General features: G+C 72.2%; 15 protein-coding genes. 1 reads left to right on the top strand and 14 read right to left on the bottom strand.

Annotation, left to right across the window (positions count from 1 at the left end; all coding sequences use genetic code 11):
* Window positions 1-237, top strand: a 237-nt coding sequence (locus ABZ464_RS26905) for a CoA-transferase (RefSeq protein WP_359280480.1), incomplete at its 5' end; no start/stop codon positions are given.
* Between the two features lie 26 nt (window positions 238-263).
* On the opposite strand, the gene ABZ464_RS26900 is transcribed toward ABZ464_RS26905, so the two are convergent.
* The 14 genes from ABZ464_RS26900 to ABZ464_RS26835 form a co-directional block, all read right to left on the bottom strand.
* Window positions 264-1,835 (bottom strand): FAD-dependent monooxygenase, encoded by a 1,572-nt coding sequence (locus ABZ464_RS26900; protein ID WP_359280479.1) that lies wholly within the window; start codon window positions 1,833-1,835, stop codon window positions 264-266.
* Between the two features lie 209 nt (window positions 1,836-2,044).
* A complete protein-coding gene (locus ABZ464_RS26895) occupies window positions 2,045-2,302 on the bottom strand; it encodes an EF-hand domain-containing protein (RefSeq protein WP_359280477.1) in 258 nt (85 codons plus the stop codon).
* Window positions 2,303-2,403: 101 nt separating this feature from the next.
* The gene (locus ABZ464_RS26890; RefSeq protein ID WP_359280476.1) at window positions 2,404-3,426 is read right to left on the bottom strand and encodes a TolB-like translocation protein; all 1,023 of its coding nucleotides are present in this window, start codon (window positions 3,424-3,426) and stop codon (window positions 2,404-2,406) included.
* Window positions 3,423-4,712, bottom strand: coding sequence for an MFS transporter (locus ABZ464_RS26885; protein ID WP_359280475.1), 1,290 nt, complete (start codon window positions 4,710-4,712; stop codon window positions 3,423-3,425). Before ABZ464_RS26885 ends, ABZ464_RS26890 begins: the two co-directional genes overlap by 4 nt.
* Before the next feature lie 5 nt (window positions 4,713-4,717).
* On the bottom strand, window positions 4,718-5,608 hold the full coding sequence (locus ABZ464_RS26880) for an alkaline phosphatase family protein (protein WP_359280474.1): 891 nt from the start codon (window positions 5,606-5,608) through the stop codon (window positions 4,718-4,720).
* A 125-nt stretch (window positions 5,609-5,733) separates the two neighbouring features.
* A complete protein-coding gene (locus tag ABZ464_RS26875; protein WP_359280473.1) occupies window positions 5,734-6,666 on the bottom strand; it encodes an alpha/beta fold hydrolase in 933 nt (310 codons plus the stop codon).
* A 3-nt stretch (window positions 6,667-6,669) separates the two neighbouring features.
* Window positions 6,670-9,039: a molybdopterin-dependent oxidoreductase gene (locus tag ABZ464_RS26870; protein WP_359280472.1), complete on the bottom strand. Its 2,370-nt coding sequence runs from the start codon at window positions 9,037-9,039 to the stop codon at window positions 6,670-6,672.
* Complete coding sequence (locus tag ABZ464_RS26865) at window positions 9,032-9,775, bottom strand: SDR family oxidoreductase (RefSeq protein ID WP_359280471.1); 744 nt, start codon at window positions 9,773-9,775, stop codon at window positions 9,032-9,034. Before ABZ464_RS26865 ends, ABZ464_RS26870 begins: the two co-directional genes overlap by 8 nt.
* Window positions 9,772-11,133, bottom strand: a complete 1,362-nt coding sequence (locus tag ABZ464_RS26860) for a radical SAM protein (RefSeq protein WP_359280470.1) — start codon at window positions 11,131-11,133, stop codon at window positions 9,772-9,774. The genes ABZ464_RS26865 and ABZ464_RS26860 overlap by 4 nt, the downstream gene beginning before the upstream one ends.
* Before the next feature lie 73 nt (window positions 11,134-11,206).
* Entirely contained in the window at window positions 11,207-11,464 is a 258-nt protein-coding gene (locus ABZ464_RS26855; protein WP_359280469.1) for an acyl carrier protein, read from the bottom strand.
* Window positions 11,461-11,742, bottom strand: coding sequence for a LysM domain-containing protein (locus tag ABZ464_RS26850; RefSeq protein WP_359280468.1), 282 nt, complete (start codon window positions 11,740-11,742; stop codon window positions 11,461-11,463). Before ABZ464_RS26850 ends, ABZ464_RS26855 begins: the two co-directional genes overlap by 4 nt.
* 57 nt (window positions 11,743-11,799) lie before the next feature.
* Window positions 11,800-13,449: an AMP-binding protein gene (locus tag ABZ464_RS26845; protein ID WP_359280467.1), complete on the bottom strand. Its 1,650-nt coding sequence runs from the start codon at window positions 13,447-13,449 to the stop codon at window positions 11,800-11,802.
* A 186-nt stretch (window positions 13,450-13,635) separates the two neighbouring features.
* The gene (locus tag ABZ464_RS26840) at window positions 13,636-14,568 is read right to left on the bottom strand and encodes a hypothetical protein (RefSeq protein WP_359280466.1); all 933 of its coding nucleotides are present in this window, start codon (window positions 14,566-14,568) and stop codon (window positions 13,636-13,638) included.
* A gap of 243 nt (window positions 14,569-14,811) precedes the next feature.
* Window positions 14,812-15,837 carry a LacI family DNA-binding transcriptional regulator gene (locus tag ABZ464_RS26835; protein ID WP_359280464.1) on the bottom strand — a complete coding sequence of 342 codons (1,026 nt, stop codon included), beginning with the start codon at window positions 15,835-15,837 and terminating at the stop codon, window positions 14,812-14,814.
* Window positions 15,838-16,028 lie beyond the last annotated feature (191 nt).

Genomic DNA, 16,028 nt, shown 5'->3' with positions numbered 1-16,028 from the left:
GTCATCGTCCTCATGGAACACACCGCCAAGGACGGCACCCCCAAGATCCTCGAGGAGTGCACCCTCCCCCTCACCGGCGAGCGCTGCGTCCACCGTGTCATCACCGACCTCGGCGTCCTCGACATCACCCCGGCCGGACTCGCCCTGGTCGAGACCGCGCCGGGGGTGACGTACGAGGAGATCGCGGCGAGGACGGCCGCCCCGCTGCTGATCGACGCGACCGCCGCCGCCTGCTGACCGTCCGCCGGCCGCGGGGTGAGCTCTCAGCGCGGCGGCGCGTGGGTGAGCTCGGTGAGGCCCCGGTGGAGGGTGGAGTCACCGGGTGGGGGGTCCGGCCAGCGGGCGCCGACATGGCCGTCGGGGCGGATCAGCAACGCCCCCCGGGGACCGAGGCCGCACAGGGCGTCGTACGCGGCGGGCAGGGGTTCGACGCGCACCGGCCAGGGTCCGGTCCGCTGCCGCTCCCAGGCGGCGGGGTCCGGGGTGAGCAGCGTGAACCATTCGCCCAGCGCGTCGAGCGTGGACCGGTCGCGGCCCAGCCAGAGGTGCGGCATGCGGTGGCCGGGCCGCGCGGTCGGAACGTACTCCGTGCCCGGGTCCGTCCCGGTGGCCTCGGGCCGGGCGCTGCCGTCGGCGAGGACCGCGCCGGAGTCGTAGACGACGCCGAGCACGAGGCCGAGCTGGGCGAAGTACTGTTCCGACCAGGGCAGTTCGGTCCCGTCCGGTGCCGTCTCACCCGCCGGGCGGGCCTCGCGGTCCTCCAGCGCCTGGAACATGAGCCGGGTGTTGACCACGGCCTGGTGGAGCGTCCGATGGGCGACGGGCAGCCGTTCCGGCTCGTAGGTGTCCAGCAGGCCCGGTCCGGCCCATCCGCGCAGCACGCCCGCCAGTTTCCAGCACAGGTTGTGCGCGTCGGCGACGCCCGCGTTCATGCCCAGGCCACCGGCCGGGGGCAGGGCGTGCGCGGCGTCGCCGGCCAGCAGGATCCGGCCCCGGCGGAGGCGCTCGGCGACGAACGCGTTCACCACCCAGTGCTGGACCCGCGACACCTCGGCGCGCACCTCGCCGTCGGCGCCGAGCGCCCGGGAGACGAGCGCCGGCCAGTCGGCGCCCTCGGCGTCCGCGGGCGTGGGAGTGAGCCAGGCCCAGCCGCCTTCGGGGTAGAGCGGGAGGAACGAGCCGTGCCGGGTGAAGTAGACCCCGGCGGGCCGGCGGTCGCGCCAGGGGCCGAGGTCGGCGTCGAACACCACGGTGGTGATTTTCCCGAGCGCTCCGGGGCCGGTGGTGCCGATGCCCAGGGCCTGCCGCACGGTGGAGTTCGCCCCGTCGGCGCCGAGCACATGGCGGGCGCGGACGCGGGTCCGCGCACCGCTTCGGTGGTCGAGCAGCACGGCCTCGACGCCCTCGGCGTCCTCCACCAGGGCGGTCAGCTCCACCCCGAACCGCACCGGTGCGTCGGCCGCCGCGAGCAGGGTGGGTTCCAGCCGGTCCTGCGAGGTGACCACGCCGGTCACGGGGCTCTGCGGCACCGGTGCGTTGATCCCGATCATCGCCGCGGTCGCGAAGTCCCGGTCGTACAGGGTGTCGCGGAAGCGGACCCGGCCGTACTCCGGGGCGAACGCCCCCGCCGCGATCTCGGCCGCCACGCCCAGCCGGCGGAAGATCTCCATCGAGCGCACGTTCACCAGCCGGGACCGGGGGAACGGCGACAGCTCGGGATGCCTCTCCACCAGCAGGGTCCGCACACCCCAGCGTTCCAGCAGCGCCCGGGCGGTGAGCCCGACCGGCCCGCCACCGACGATCAACACCGCGACCTCGTCGTCCGCTGCCGGCATGTCTCCATCATCCGCGGCCGACAGCCGGCCGCACGTCCGAGGGCCCCTGGGCGCACCCGAACGGGGGGTGACGGGCTCCCGGGGTGCCGGGAGCCCGTCGGGTGCTTCCCCAAGGGGTATTCGGCGCTCAAGGCCGACCGGATGTCCCGGGGCTCCGCGGGTTCGTGGCGCCCTGCTCAGCCCCGCAGTCCCGCCGGCATGCCCTGGGGTCAGCTCCAGCCGAAGCGCCGGTCCACGACCGCCGCGAACTCCTCCGGCGTCAGCACCGCGTCCCCGTTCTGGTCGGCCGCGTCGAACAGGGCGGAGGACGCGTCGGCGTCCCCCAGGCCCCACAACGGCAGCACGCCCGACGCCGCCAGCGACGGGCCCCTGGTCCGCAGAGCGGTGATCACCTCTGCGCGGGTCAGGGTCCCGTCGTGATCGAGGTCGAGCGCCTCGAACAGTCTTCGGGCCTTGTCACTCGTCACGTCGCCCTCGTTCCTTCCGTCGGCCGGCGGATCCGCCCCCTCACAGGGGAGAACGCCCGCTGCGTCACTCCGGTTCCACCGGACGCGGCCCGAGGACACCGTCACCCCAGGTACGCGGGGGCGACGGCGGAGTCCATCAGCCGACGGGCCGTACCGCTGCCGTCGGCGGGGACGGTCCACAGGTCGGAGCCGTAGTCGCCGGGGAGGGCGTAGACGAGGGTGTGGGCGTCGGCCCACAGTGCCTGGTCGTCGATATTGCGCCGTTCGGCGGTCGGGGTCTCCTTCATGGTCCGCAGATCGAGGACGTACAGTCGCCAGGGCGCGTCGGGCGAGGCCCCCTTCACCCGCTTCTTGTACGCGATCCGGGTCCCGTCGGGCGACAGGGACGGGCATTCGACGTTGCGGTGCAGGGTGGTGAGGGTGCGGGCGGTGACGTCGCCCCGTACGAGGTAGGTCTTCCCGCCGGTCGCCAGGGTGGCGTAGAAGCGGTGGTCGTCGGCGAAGGTGACGCCCCAGATGTTGGTGTCGGCCGCGTGGTGGGAGCGCCCGTCCTTGACGATGCGGAAGGTCTCCAGATTGTCGTCGACCGTCCAGGTGCGGGTGTCGACGATCGCCGTGCGGGTGGAGAAGTCCGTACCGGCGTAGGAGTCGCCGCTGACGAAGACCGTCCAGGCCACCAGATGCCCGGAGGGGGAGACCCGGGCCCGGGTGGGAATGCCCGGGACGGGGAAGCGGCGCAGCTCGCGCAGGCGTGCGTCGAGCACCACCGCCCGGTAGGTGTCCCGCAGCGCGCCGTGCACGGCCTGCAGACAGATGCCGGTGCCCGCCGCCGCGTGGAAGCGCAGGCACTTGACGCCCGAAGCGGTGCGCGGCCCCTGCGGATCGTCGGCGGGCACGGTGGCGATCTCGTCGCGGTGCGGCCCCCAGGCCAGATTGCGCACCAGGAGCCGGCGGCCGGACGTCGGCCGCAGCGAGACGCTGCCGGCCCGCACGGTCGGACCGTTCGCCTGCTGTTCGTCCCGCATCCCCGACCGGTGCGCCGCGTACAGCACCGCCCCGGTCCCGACGCTCCCCAGCAGCAGGACCGCCACCAGCAGGATCACCAGACGGCCGGTTCTGGTCATACGGACACCGCCTGGTCGGACGCGGGGGCGGCGGCCGGACGCAGGACGTACGCGGCGACCAGGGCGCTGACGGCCAGGGCCCCGGCGGTGGCGGCGAGCGCGGTCCGCCCGCCCCACAGGCTCCAGGCCGCGCCGAAGGCCAGCGAGCAGGTGAACCGGGCCAGCGCCTGACCCGTGCCGACCAGTGCCTGCCCGGCGCCCTGGTGCCGGTCCGGGACGACACCGGCGGTGGCGGCGGCGAGGACCCCGTCGGTGGCCGCGTAGAAGGCGCCGTGCAGCACGAGGACGGCGAGCACGGCCGGGACGCCGTGCCAGGGGGAGAGCACCAGGCCGTAGCCGAGCAGCAGGACCCCGTGACCGGCCAGGAAGAGCCGGCGGCGGCTGACCCGGTCGGCGAGCGCCCCGAGCGGGACGGCGAGCAGCAGGAAGACGGACGCGGTGCCCAGCGGCAGCAGCGGGAACAGCTCGGCGGGCAGGTCCCCTTCGCGTTGGAGCAGCAGATAGAGGAACGAGTCGCTGACCGTGGTCAGCCCGAGCAGGGTCGCGCACACGGTCAGCCGGCGCAGTTCGGGGCGGCCGAGCAGCGCGAACGCCTCCCGCAGCGTCGGCCGGGCCGCCTCGGGCGGTCGTACGGCACCGTCGGCGGGGGTGATCCGGGCGGGCACGAACAGCACCAGCACCAGGACCCCGAGCACGGCCACACAGCCGCTGACGGCGAACACCGCGTCGTAGCCGTCGACGGTGGCGCGCAGCACGGCGAACGCGACGAGCGGGCCGAGCAGCGCGCCGGTGGTGTCCATCGCCCGGTGCACCCCGAAGGCCCGTCCCCGGCGCTCGGGCACGGTGGCCAGCGAGATCATCGCGTCGCGGGGCGCGGTGCGCAGCCCCTTGCCGGTGCGGTCGGCGGCGAGGACGGCGCTGATCACCGGCAGGGTGTGGGCGAACAGCAGCAGCGGCTTGCACAGGGCCGACAGACCGTAGCCGAGGCCCGCGACCGCCTTGTGCCGGCGGCCCCCTCGGTCGGCGAGATGCCCGCCGGCCAGCCGTACGAGCGCCCCGACCCCGTTGTTGATGCCGTCGAGGAGGCCGAAGCCGAGCGGCGACAGACCGAGGCCCGCGACGACGTAGAGCGGCAGGACGGCGGTGACCATCTCCGAGGAGACGTCCGTGATCAGACTGACCGCGCCCAGGGCCAGCACGGTGGAGGGCACGGCGGCCGGCCGCCGCCCCGGACGGGTGTCCGGGACGACGGCGGGCCTGGTGCCGCGGGAGTCCGCGAGATACACCGGCGTCAGTTCCAGATGCCGGTGATGTCGGAGGCCGAGGCGGCGTTGCCCGCGTGCGCGGACAGCCCGGCCAGGTCCTCGATCGTGCGCAGCACGTTGTAGTGGTTGTAGGTGGTGGAGCTGGAGCTGCCGGCGGTGACGTGCTCCCCGTAGAACAGGGTCGGGATGCGGTTGCCGGAGAGCTTGTTGTCCTCGTCGAAGGTCACGGCGAGGATGCTGTTGTGGGTCTTGGCCCAGGTGGCGTACGCGCCGAGGTTGTTCTGGATCCAGGTGTCGCCGGTGGAGACCGAGCAGTCGTGCATGTCGCTGCACAGGTTCGGCACGACGAAGGACACCTTCGGCAGGGTCGTGTAGTCGGTCGGGAACTGCGCGAAGGTCTTCGCGGTGTTGGTCGGCACGTTGGAGAAGCCGAACCACGGGTTGTGCTTCTGGGCGTACTTGCCGCTGCTGCAGGTCGTCGAACCCTGGCTCGGCAGCGACTCGTTGTAGCTCGCCCAGGTCTTGCCCGCGGCGATCAGCTCGGACGCCAGGTTCGGGGCGGAGATCGAACCGACGGAGACACAACTGTCGTCGGTGCGGCCCTGGTTGGAGCCCGAGAAGAGCATGTAGTAGTTCGGCTCGCTGGGGTGGGTCAGACCGTAGGACTGGGTGAGGTTCGCCCCGCCCGCCTTGATCGTGTTGTTGAGGTAGGGGGCGCTGGAGCTGCCGATCACCTGCGAGTAGGCGTGGTTCTCCATCACCACGACCACCACGTGGTCGGGGGTCGGGAGCGCCGCGGCCTGGGCGGTGGTGGCCGTGGCGGCCCAGACACCGATCGAGGCGGCGGTGAGGGCGACGGCGCCCGCGAGTGCGGCGAGGGGGCGTCGGTTGCGCTGGGGAGCCTTGACGGCGGCCATGACTGTCCTCCGGGACAGAAGCGATGGACGTTCGGGGGAGCGGCGCCGCAACCCTAGGGGCCCCAGACCGGCCCCGCGTGAAGCCCAGGCGAACGGCGGCCCCCGCCGGGCAAAGGTCGGGTCAGTCACAGGTAATGCACAGCAAAGGCGTGCCGGTCGAACGCCTCGCGGAGGAAGCCGCTGACCCGGGCGGCGTAGGCCGCGGGGGCCACCACGTGGTTGGTCAGATGGCGTCCCCTCGGCACGGTCCAGATCTCCGCGTGGCCGGCCCAGTGGTCCTCGACGAAACGACGGCTTTCCCCGACATCGTAGAGCGCCTCCCGCTCGCCCGCGACGTAGAGCAGCGCGGTGCCGGACTGGCGCCGGGCGGACCGGCGCGCATGCCGGTACAGGGCCCCCGACCTGGTCCAGGCCGACACCGCCGACGCCACCGCAGCGTCCGCCGCCGCGCGCGGCCCGCGCCACCTGGCCCCGTCCCGCTCCCGCCGCAGCTGGACGTCCAGCATGCTCTTCCAGCGCACCAGCGGCGTCGAGTCCAGCACGAGGGCCGGATACCGCCCGAGACCCGCCCTCCCCAGATGGGCGAGGGCCATGTTCCCGCCGAACGAGCAGCCGAGCAGCGCCACCCGCCCCAGCAGCGGCGAACCGTCCCCGAAGTACCGCCCCACATACGCGGACACGGCGTCCAGGTCCCGCAGCGGATCCCACAGGCTGCCCCGCAGCCGACGCGCGCCGGTCCCGCTCTCGCCGCAGCCCCGGAAGTCGAAGCCGACCACGGCCAGGCCCTCGTCGTACAGCAGTCTCGTCTGCCGCAGCGTGCGGGACTTGCCGGTGCTGCGGGAGTGACAGACGATCACCACGCCCCAGGGCTGCGGCGGGACGAACGTCCACCCGGACACCCGGAGCCGGTCCGCGGTGAGCACGGTGAACGGTTCGGCGGACAGCCCGTAGTCGGCGGGGCGCTCGAAGTCGGCGCCCGGCTCCGGTGCGGCCAGCCGGCGGAACGTCCGCACCGGGTACGTCAGCGGCGTCAGCGGCGTCGCGCCGGTCGTCGCCATCGCTCAGGCCTCGGCGGGGGAGGCGCCGGGCGCGGTGGCGGCGACGGACGACGGGCGGGCCACGGGGACGACCTCGACGCGGGTGTCCTTCAGCAGCGGCTGCCAGGTGTGCGGATCGATGTTGTCCGAGCTGGTCAGCAGGTTCGGATGGGTGCCGGCCCGGTCGGGATGGAAGGTCAGGTACACATGCCCGGCCGGAACGTCCTCGCTGACCTCGACCGGGCAGACGATCGCCGCCCGCTCGTTGCGCAGGGACACCTCCGCGCCCGTGCCGACCCCGAGGCGCTCGGCGTCGGCCGGGTTCACATAGACGCTGTTGCGCTCCGGCCAGTCGTCGGCGCCCGTCGCCGTCGAGGAGTTGAACATCGCGGTGTTGTGACGGCGGACCGCGTTGCCCGGCCCCATGGCGCCCCGGCCGGTGATCAGCACGAAGCCGGAGCCGCGTTCCTGGAACGGCACCAGGCGCTCCGGGGCGGGCAGATGGAAACGGGCCCGCCGGCGGTCGGCGCGGAAGACACCGGAGAACATCGGCTCCTCCGGCTCTTCCGTGGTGTCCCCGGCCTCCTCGTCCGCGGGCGGCCGGACGTACCGCCGCTCCCCCTGCCACTGGACCCCCTCTCCGGTCCGGATGCGGTCCCAGGTGATCGGTTCGCCGTCCCCGTCGACGAACTCGTTGTAGAACCCCCGGGACGCCCGCTGGAGTTCCGCCCAGATCGCCTCACCGGACGGTTCGCCGTCGGGTCCCGTCGGATAGGCGAAGGCGGCGTCGAGCGCCGGCCCCGACAGATCGGCGTTGCCGTCCGCCACCCAGGACTCGACCTCGGCCTCGGCGGGCTCGTGCGCCACCGCGGGCGGTTCCGCGTCACCCAGGCGTTCGGCGATCCGCCGGGCGACCGAGCAGATGATGCGTACGTCCCCCCACGCCTCGAACGGCGGTTCCTCGACGGCCTCCATGTACTGCAGCCGCCGCTCGCCGTTGAGGAAGATCCCCGACGTCTCGTGCTTGGTCCGGCAGGGCAGGATGATGTCCGCGTACTCCAGGATCTCCGGGTTGTAGTAGGAGTCCGCATACACGATGCACAGGTCCATCATCTTCTCGCGCCAGCGCCGGAGGTTGGGGAAGTTGCGCGCCGGGTTGGTGCCGAACACGAACAGGGTGCGCAGCCGCTCCGAGGTGGCGAAGGACGCCACGGGCAGCCCCTGGCGCGGGCTGATCCGCCACGGCGGCACCCCCCAGATGTCGGCCATGACGGCCCGGTGCTCCGGCTGCTCGACCCGCATCCGGAACGGCAGCAGCCGGCCGGAGTAGCCGAGCGCCAGCTCGCTGGAGGCGTTGGACTGGCCCGCCAGCCGCACATGGCCCCGGCCGGGCTCGCCGATCCCGCCCGTCAGCAGATGCAGGTCGAGGATGGACGCCACTCCGGCGCTGCCCACCGTCTGGTTGATGCCGACCGAACTCGTCGTCACCACCCGGCGCCGCGCCCACAGCTCACACGCCCGCTCGACCCTGGCCCGCATCTCGCGGACGTCCATGCCCGTGGGCGTGATGCGCGGCACCACCTCCTCCGCCGAGAAGGGCCCCTCCCGGAGGAAGGCGAGGAACGCCTCGGCGCTGTCCGGGTCGACGTTGCGGGTCACATAACGCCGGTCCCAGGCGCCGGTGTCCAGCAGCCGGCGGGCGAACATCATGTTCAGCAGGACGTCGCTGCCGCTGCGCACGGGCAGATGGATGTTGTCGGGGTTGTCCGCCAGCAGCGCGGCGACCGTGTCGGTGCGGCGCGGATCGACGACCACCTTGACCGCCGCACGGTTGCGCCGGATGTACCGCTGGAACACCGTGGGATGGTTGACCGCCGGATTGTGCCCGTAGAAGAAGATCGCCTCGGCGGACCGGTAGTCGTCGTAGCAGGAGAACGGGCCCTCGTTGCCGAGGACCAGCTCATGGCCGCCCGCGTTGTTCGACAGACACTGCTCGGCGTTGGAGCAGATGTTGTTGCTGCCGAGGTGCCCCTGGAAGAACTTCTTGGTGACCCACAGCGACTCCATGGTCATCTGGCCGACGCCGTAGAAGGCCAGGGCGTCCCGGCCGTAGTCCTGGCGGTCGGTCAGGATCGTGTCGGCCACCATGTCGATCGCGTAGTCCCACGAGACCCGCTCCCAGCCGTACGGGGAGCGCAGCATGGGACTGGTGAAACGGGCCACCTCGCGGGGGTGCGCGCCCAGGTGCTTCTGGAAGTAGTGGGCGCCCTTGACGCACACGCCGAGACTGCCGGTGGCCCGGACCTTGCGGTCCTCGGTGACCGTGACCTGGTCGACGACCCCGCAGAAGGTGCACAGGGTCTGCTTGGCGGCCGGCGGGGGAGAGTCAGGCACGGTCGGCCTCCGTCAGATCGGCGGCGAGCACGGGGCTGCCCAGGGTCCATCCGCCGTCGACGACGAACTCCTGCCCGGTGATGTAGCGGCTCTCCGGCGAGGCGAGATGGGCGGCGAGCGCGGCGACGTCCGCCGCCGTCCCGAGCCGGCCGAGCGGGATGTGCCGGGCCACGGCCGCCTTCCACGCCTCGGGCCGCTGTGCCGTGCCGCCGCAGTCGACGAAGCCCGGCGACACGGTGTTGCAGGTGACCTGGTAGCGGGCGAACTCGGCGGCCAGCGCCCGTCCGAAGCCCGCCAGCGCGCTCTTGGCCGCCGTGTAGCCGGACAGCCCGGGCACGCCCAGCCGGGAGGCCGCCGAGCCGATGTTCACGATCGACCCGCCGCCGGCCTTCATCAGCCGGAACGCCACCGCGCGGCAGACGTTCACCACGCCCAGCAGGTTCGCGTCGAGGATCTGCTCGACGGCCTTGGCGTCCGTCTTCAGCAGCGGTCCCTCCGCCACCGTGCCGAAGCAGTTGACCACCGCCGCGCACGGTCCCTGGGTCCGCCAGACCCAGGCGAGGAACTCCCGGCACGAGTCCGGGTCCCGCGCGTCGATCGCGGCGCCCGGCACACCGAGACGCTCCGCCGCCTGGGGGGAGCTGTGCCAGCCCGCCACGACCTCGTGCCCACGGGAGCGCAGGGCCCGCACGACTTCCGTGCCGATGCCGCCGACACCGATGACCGCTGCCCTCACACCATGCTCCGGCCGGAGGTGGCGAGCGCTTCGTCGCGCTCGGCCTTCTTCTTCACGAGGTTGCGGTAGATCGACTTGAAGTGCCGGGTCTTGCGCAGCGAGAACTCCCGGTTGTAGAAGCTGCGGTAGACGCCGATCGTGCCCTCCTCCAGCTCCTCGGGGGTCATGTGCTTCGGCTCGTAGACCGCGTCGAAGACCGTGTAGTGCGACCAGGGGCGGTCGGTGAGGATCCGGCCCTCCCGCTCCATGTCGGCGCGCAGCGGGGTGCCGGGGAACGGGGTGACGCAGGACGCCTGGATACCGGCCAGGTAGTTGTCCTTCATGAAGGCGGCGGTCTGTTCGAAGGCGTCCTTGGTGTCGGTGTCCAGACCGAGGGTGAAGGCCCCGTACACGCCGATCCCGTGGTCCTGGATCGCCTTGGTCGCGTCGACGTACGTGGACAGCGCCCGCAGCTTCCAGTTGCGCTCGTCGATGCCGGCCAGGCCGTCGGTGGACACGCTCTCGAAGCCGATCAGCATCATCATGCAGCCGCTCTCGTGCATGAGTTCGAGGATCTCGGGGTCCTTGTAGAAGGAGACGTCGGACTGACCGCTCCATTTGATGCCCAGCGGGACCAGCCGCCGCAGCAACTCCTTGGTCCGGGCCCGGTCGACCACGAAGTTGTCGTCGGAGAAGAGGACGTACGGGTTGTCGAAACGCTCGCGGACCAGCTCCACCTCCGCGATCACCTGGTCCACCGTCTTGTGGCCGAGCTTGTCGCGGTAGCGGATGGTGGCCGCGCAGAACCGGCAGGTGTGGGGGCAGCCGCGCGAGGTCTCCACCCACACGCTCGGGTAGTAGCGCTCCTGGGCCAGTTCCCAGCGGGGCCGCGGCGCCTGGGTGAGGTCGGCCCGGCCGCGCTGCCGGTAGACCGGTTTCAGCTCGCCCTGCTCGAAGTCGTGCAGCACCTGCGGCCACACCGACTCGGCCTCGCCGACGCACACCGCGTCGACGTGCAGCGCCACCTCCTTGGGGAGGAGGTTGGCGTGCAGCCCGCCCGCGACCACGGGGACGCCCCGGGCCCGGAACGCGGCCGCGATCTCGTACATCCGGTCCGCCTGCGCGGTCATTCCGGTGAGCGCGACCAGGTCCGCCTCGGCGTCGAAGTCGACCGGCTCGATGTTCTCGTCGACGTACCGGACGTCGTACTCGGGCGGGGTGAGGGAGCCGACGATGATCAGCCCGGTGGCGAAGCCGGTCCAGGTGTAGTCGAAGAACTGGAACTCGCGCGATTCCCTCTTGAACTGCTGGTGCTTCGGGTTCCGTCCGAAGAACGTGGCCCGGGGTGAGATGAGCAGGAGTTTCTTCGAGCGCCGCATGTGCCTGGTCCCTTCGGGTCGCTGTGCCGTCGCGGTGCTTTCGTGCGCGTCTCGGAGCCTGTGCCGGCCCGTCTCAGCCGGCCTCGACGATCCTGCGGCAGGCGGCGACGAACTGGCCGACGGTGTCGATGTCGAAGAGCTCCTCCTCGTCGATCTCGATGCCCAGCTCGTTCTCCATCGTGACGACGATCTCCAGCAGCACGATCGAGTCCACGTTCTGCAGTCCGCTCACCGGCGCGTCCGGTACGACCGTCTCCGGCGGCACCTTGGCGATCCGCGTGATCACCTCGCGCAGGGTGTCGAAGATCTTGTCCTCGGTTCCGGTGGTCATCGGTCTCCTCCTCGCTCGTCCCGCAGCGCGAACGACTGGCCCGCGCCGCCTCTCATGCCGCCCAGCCCGCTGGGCCGGGGCAGGTAGTCGGGCTCCGGAATGGCGATCCGCAGTCCCGGCCTGAGCCGGGCCGCCACGAACCCGGGTACGTCCTTGTTGTGTTCGGCCAGGTCGGTGTAGCGGCGCGCGTCCCCGTAGGCGAGGAAGGCGATCTCGGTGATCGTGTCCCCCTCCCGCACCGTGTACGTGCCGCCGATCTCCGGTCGGGCTGTGCTCATCGGTGCCTTCCTTCCGTCGGATTGCCTCTCTTACGGCCCGGTCGGCGGCGTCTTCGCTCAGCCGGCCGGGGGCAGCGCGCCGGCCGCGAGCAGCTCCGCGGTGTGCCGGCGGCGCGGCTTGCCCGAACTGGTCTTGGGCAGGGTGCCCTTCGGGATGACGAGCACGTCGGCGACGGGCACCCCGAGGCCGCGCTGCACCGCCCGGGTCACCCGGTGCGGCAGGTCCGCGGCCGGCGGGTAGGTCCGCGACTCCAGCACGATGCGCACGGCGGCGCTGTCGCCGTGCTCGGCCGCCACCGCGATCACGTTGTTCGGGCGTACGTCCTCGACCTGCTCGGCGATCCGCTCGATGTCGTGCGGCTGGTAGTTGCGGCCGTTGACGATGATCAGGTCGCGGATCCGCCCGGTGACATGGAGCTCTCCGCCGAGCAGGAACCCCGTGTCCCCGGTGTGCAGCCGGCCGTCCCGCCAGGTGCGCGCGGTGAGTTCCGGATCACCGTGGTAGGCGCTCGCCAGATGGTCACCGGACACGACGATCTCCCCCACCGTGCCGTCGGGGACGGTACGGCCCCTGGTGTCGACGACGCCGACAGACGTACCGGGGAGCGGACGGCCGCTGGAGACGAGTTCCAGCGCGCGCGGGTCGTCCGGCGCCGCGGGCCGTGCGACGGCCCCGCCGGTGAGCAGGTCCGCGTCCACCGTCCGGGTGATCATGCCCTCGCCCGGTGCCGCGGTGCACACGGCGAGGGTGGCCTCCGCCAGGCCGTAGCAGGGGAAGAGGGCCTGCGCACGGAAGCCGGCGGGGGAGTACGCGTCGACGAACCGGCGCAGGGTCTGCGCGCGGACCGGCTCGGCGCCGCAGCCGGCGATCCGCCAGCCGGACAGGTCCAGATCGTCCGGAACTCCGTCCCGGGCATACCGGGTGAGCAGTCCGTACGCGAAGTTCGGGGCGTAGCAGATGGTGCCGCGCACGTCCGAGACCAGCCGCAGGAAGCCGAGCGGGTCCCTGAGGAACTGCAGCGGGTTCATGTACCAGGTGGAGGTCTGGGTGACCACCGCCACCAGGAGTTTCCCGATCAGCCCCATGTCGTGGTACATCGGCAGCCAGCTCACCCCCCGGTCCCGCTCGCAGTCGATCTCCAGCGCCGTGGCCAGGGCCCGGGTGTGGGCCGTCAGCGCCCGGTGGGTGACCAGCACGCCCTTGGGGTCGGAGGTGCTGCCGCTGGTGAACTGCAGCAGCGCCGGGTCCCCGGGGCCGGGGGCCGGGGGAGTCGGGCCCGGCGGCGCCGAGGCGAGGTCCTCGAAGGTGCCCACACGGCAGGGCAGTCCGGCGTCGCGCAGGGCGGTCACGGAGTGGTCGCCGGCCAGACACAGCACCGCCTGCGACGCCCCGCAGATCCGCTTCAGCGCGGTGACCTGCTCGTTCCCCCTGCCGAACGCCAGCGGCGGGAACGCGGGCGCGGGCACGACACCGGCCCGCATGGCGGCGAGCAGCCCGAGGGTGAACTCCCTGAGGTCCGTGGCCACCAGCACCACCCGGTCGCCGGGCCGCACCCCGAGCCCGGCCCAACGCCGTGCCAGGTCCTCGGTGGTGCGGGCCAGTTCGGTGAAGGCGAGGGGGGTGCCGCCGGAGTCGAGGAAGGTCAGGCCCCGGTGGGGGCTGTCGAGTGCGGCCAGTACGTGCGACATGGTGTCGGGTGCGGTCACTTCGTCTGCCTCCCGGGGCGCGGTCCGGTGCGAGAACGGTGTGCGACTGCCCGCGTCGAGCGATTCCGGGCAGGTGGGGGCCCGCGTGGGGCCGTGTACGGCAGGCGCGACGTCGGGTCCGGTGTTCCTGAAGGTCCGCGCCGGGGCGGGGTACTCACGATCCCCGGCGCGATCCGCGGGCGACGCCTACGGCTGGGGGAGCGGCCGGCCCTCGACACGGCCGAGGACGGCCGGGCGCGGATCGGTGCCGTCCGGCGTACGGCGGTGCACGCCGATGGTGGCGACCGTCGAGCCCTCCGACAGATGGAGCGTCGACCTGAGGACGTAGGGGTCGCCCGCCTGGAAGGGGGCCTTGAAGACGACCGTCACCCGTTCCGTGAAGTGGCTGTCGACGGCGACGCCGGCCCGGTGCAGCAGCAGCGCGTGATGGCTCTCGAGCAGGGCGACGTACTCGCCGGTGTAGACGAACTGGTTGATGTCCGTGTGGTGCAGGCCGAAGACGCCGGTGTGCTCGGTGCCGTCGTCGGCCGAGGGCGCCGGTACCGCGCCGTCGGGGACGGCGGTCAGCGTCTGGAGGGTGGGGTGCGGCTCCTCCAGGGGCTGCACGGGCAGGTGCCGGATCTCCTCCAGCGGCTCGGAGACCAGCCGGGCGGCCGGTCCGGCGTGGGGCCGCAGCATGGCGAACACGATCCGCCCGGAGGCGCAGGGGGCGGGCTCCGCCGAGGTCGTCTCGCGGTAGCGGCGTGGATCGCCCGTGCCGGGCGGGGAGGAGAAGGTGTGGACGGACTCGTAGCCGAGCCGGGTGAGCCGGGAGCCGAGGCCGTGCCCGGACAGCTCGCTGTGGTGCAGCTCCACCCGGTGGTGGAGGGGGCCCGCCACGGCCAGCGGGACGGGCCGACGCCGTAGGTCGATGCAGGACACCACGGTGATGACACCGCGGGCCCGTACCGCCGCCACGTCGATGCCGCGGGCGAACTCCTCGTAGCTCAGCCGCATGCACGAGGAGACCAGGGTGCCGGTCCGGAGGCGGAACCGCGCGTCCAGATCGGGGAAGTCGAGGGGGGTGACGCTTTCGGCGACCAGCTTCTGCGGCGGTGACACCTTCTGGGGCGGTGACACCTTCTGCGGCGGTAACACCTTCTGCGGCGGTAAGGACGACGTGGAGTCGGACAAAGGTGCTCCTCTGGCACGAATGCGGCCGGCACGATGCGGCTGCCGGACCGGAAAGCGCTTCCTCGGCGGGGACCCATCATGCTGACCCACCACGTCCGTGGCTACCCCCCGGTACGCAGGACGGAGGATCTCGGGCCGTCGCCCCCCGGGATCCCTCGATTTGTCTCCGTCCGGCCCCGCCGCCGGAGATTATTGCGTTCCGGTTCCGCGGCGCGGCGGTGCCGTCGAGTTGCGCACCACGAGCTGGGTGCCCACCTCCATGTGCTCCATGAGCAGCCGCTGGCCCTCGATCAGGGACAGCAGGGCGCGGGCCGCCTTCTGGCCCATGTCGTGCAGCGGCTGGCGCACGGTGGTCAGCCCGGGGAAGCTCTGCGCCGCCTGCGGCAGGTCGTCGAAGCCGACGACGGAGAAGTCGGAGGGCACGGTGAGCCCGCGGGCCCGCGCGGCGTCGACGGCGCCCAGCGCCATCAGGTCGGCGCCGGCGACGACCGCCGTGGGGCGGTGTTCGGCGATCAGCCGGGAGGCGGCCCGGAAGCCGCTTGCGTAGGAGAAGTCGCAGGAGGCGACGAGCTGTTCCTCGACCTTCAGGCCGGCGAGCCGCATCGCGTCCTCGAAGCCCTGGAAGCGGATGGAGGTGCTCTCCAGGTCCTCCTCGCCGCGGAGGTAGGCGATCCGGGTGTGCCCGAGGTCGATCAGATGCTGGGTGCCCTGGCGCATCCCGTGGTAGTTGTCGACGCTCAGCCGGGGCAGGGGCACGTCCAGGCGGCGCGGGTCGATGATGACGCACGGCAGCTTCTGCCGGCGCAGCAACTCGACCGTGTCGTTCTCCAGGACGGGCGCGATCAGCAGGACGCCGTCGACCAGGCCGCGGCCCAGGAACTCGATCCGGTCCTTCTCCCGCACCGCGTCGTGGTACGAGGCGTTCACCAGCAGTTCCTGCTCGGCGTCGGCCAGCTCGTCGGCGACACCGCGCAGGATCTCCAGTCCGTACTGGCTGGTCAGATCCAGGGCGATGAGGCCGATGAGCCCACTGCGGCCGGCCTTGAGGTTGCGGGCCGAGACGTTCGGCCGGTAGCCGAGGCGTGCGGCCACCTCCATGACCCGGCGCCGGGTCTCCTCGGAGGCGCCCGGCTTGCCGTTCATGACGTTGGACACGGTCATCGCGGAGACACCGGCCTCCTCGGCCACCTGCGCGATGGTCACCCGCCCTGCCACCCCAACTCCTTCTGCCTGGTGCCGCTCGGCACACGACGACTTTAGAGCCTGCACCGTCCAGACCGTGCCATATATCGCTGGAAACTTTAACGATAAGTTGCCCGAGTGGTCAACGAAGCTCCCGGTGATGGCAGGGTTCGACCCTGCGAACAGGGCGGGAGTCGCTGTCCCAGGGGTGGAGTCGGGGATAT

The sequence above is a fragment of the Streptomyces sp. NPDC005820 genome (assembly GCF_040630255.1).
In the GTDB taxonomy this organism is placed as follows: Bacteria; Actinomycetota; Actinomycetes; order Streptomycetales; family Streptomycetaceae; genus Streptomyces.
The sequence above is the reverse complement of the archived record's forward strand: the minus strand, read 5'-3'. Positions and strand labels throughout refer to the sequence as shown.

What these genes read in the sequence shown, in the direction of transcription:
- ABZ464_RS26860 (WP_359280470.1), bottom strand. Translation starts at nt 11,133, where the DNA reads ATGCGGCGCTCGAAGAAACTCCTGCTCATCTCACCCCGGGCCACGTTC.
- ABZ464_RS26890 (WP_359280476.1), bottom strand. Translation starts at nt 3,426, where the DNA reads ATGACCAGAACCGGCCGTCTGGTGATCCTGCTGGTGGCGGTCCTGCTG.
- ABZ464_RS26855 (WP_359280469.1), bottom strand. Translation starts at nt 11,464, where the DNA reads ATGACCACCGGAACCGAGGACAAGATCTTCGACACCCTGCGCGAGGTG.
- ABZ464_RS26900 (WP_359280479.1), bottom strand. Translation starts at nt 1,835, where the DNA reads ATGCCGGCAGCGGACGACGAGGTCGCGGTGTTGATCGTCGGTGGCGGG.
- ABZ464_RS26875 (WP_359280473.1), bottom strand. Translation starts at nt 6,666, where the DNA reads ATGGCGACGACCGGCGCGACGCCGCTGACGCCGCTGACGTACCCGGTG.
- ABZ464_RS26850 (WP_359280468.1), bottom strand. Translation starts at nt 11,742, where the DNA reads ATGAGCACAGCCCGACCGGAGATCGGCGGCACGTACACGGTGCGGGAG.
- ABZ464_RS26880 (WP_359280474.1), bottom strand. Translation starts at nt 5,608, where the DNA reads ATGGCCGCCGTCAAGGCTCCCCAGCGCAACCGACGCCCCCTCGCCGCA.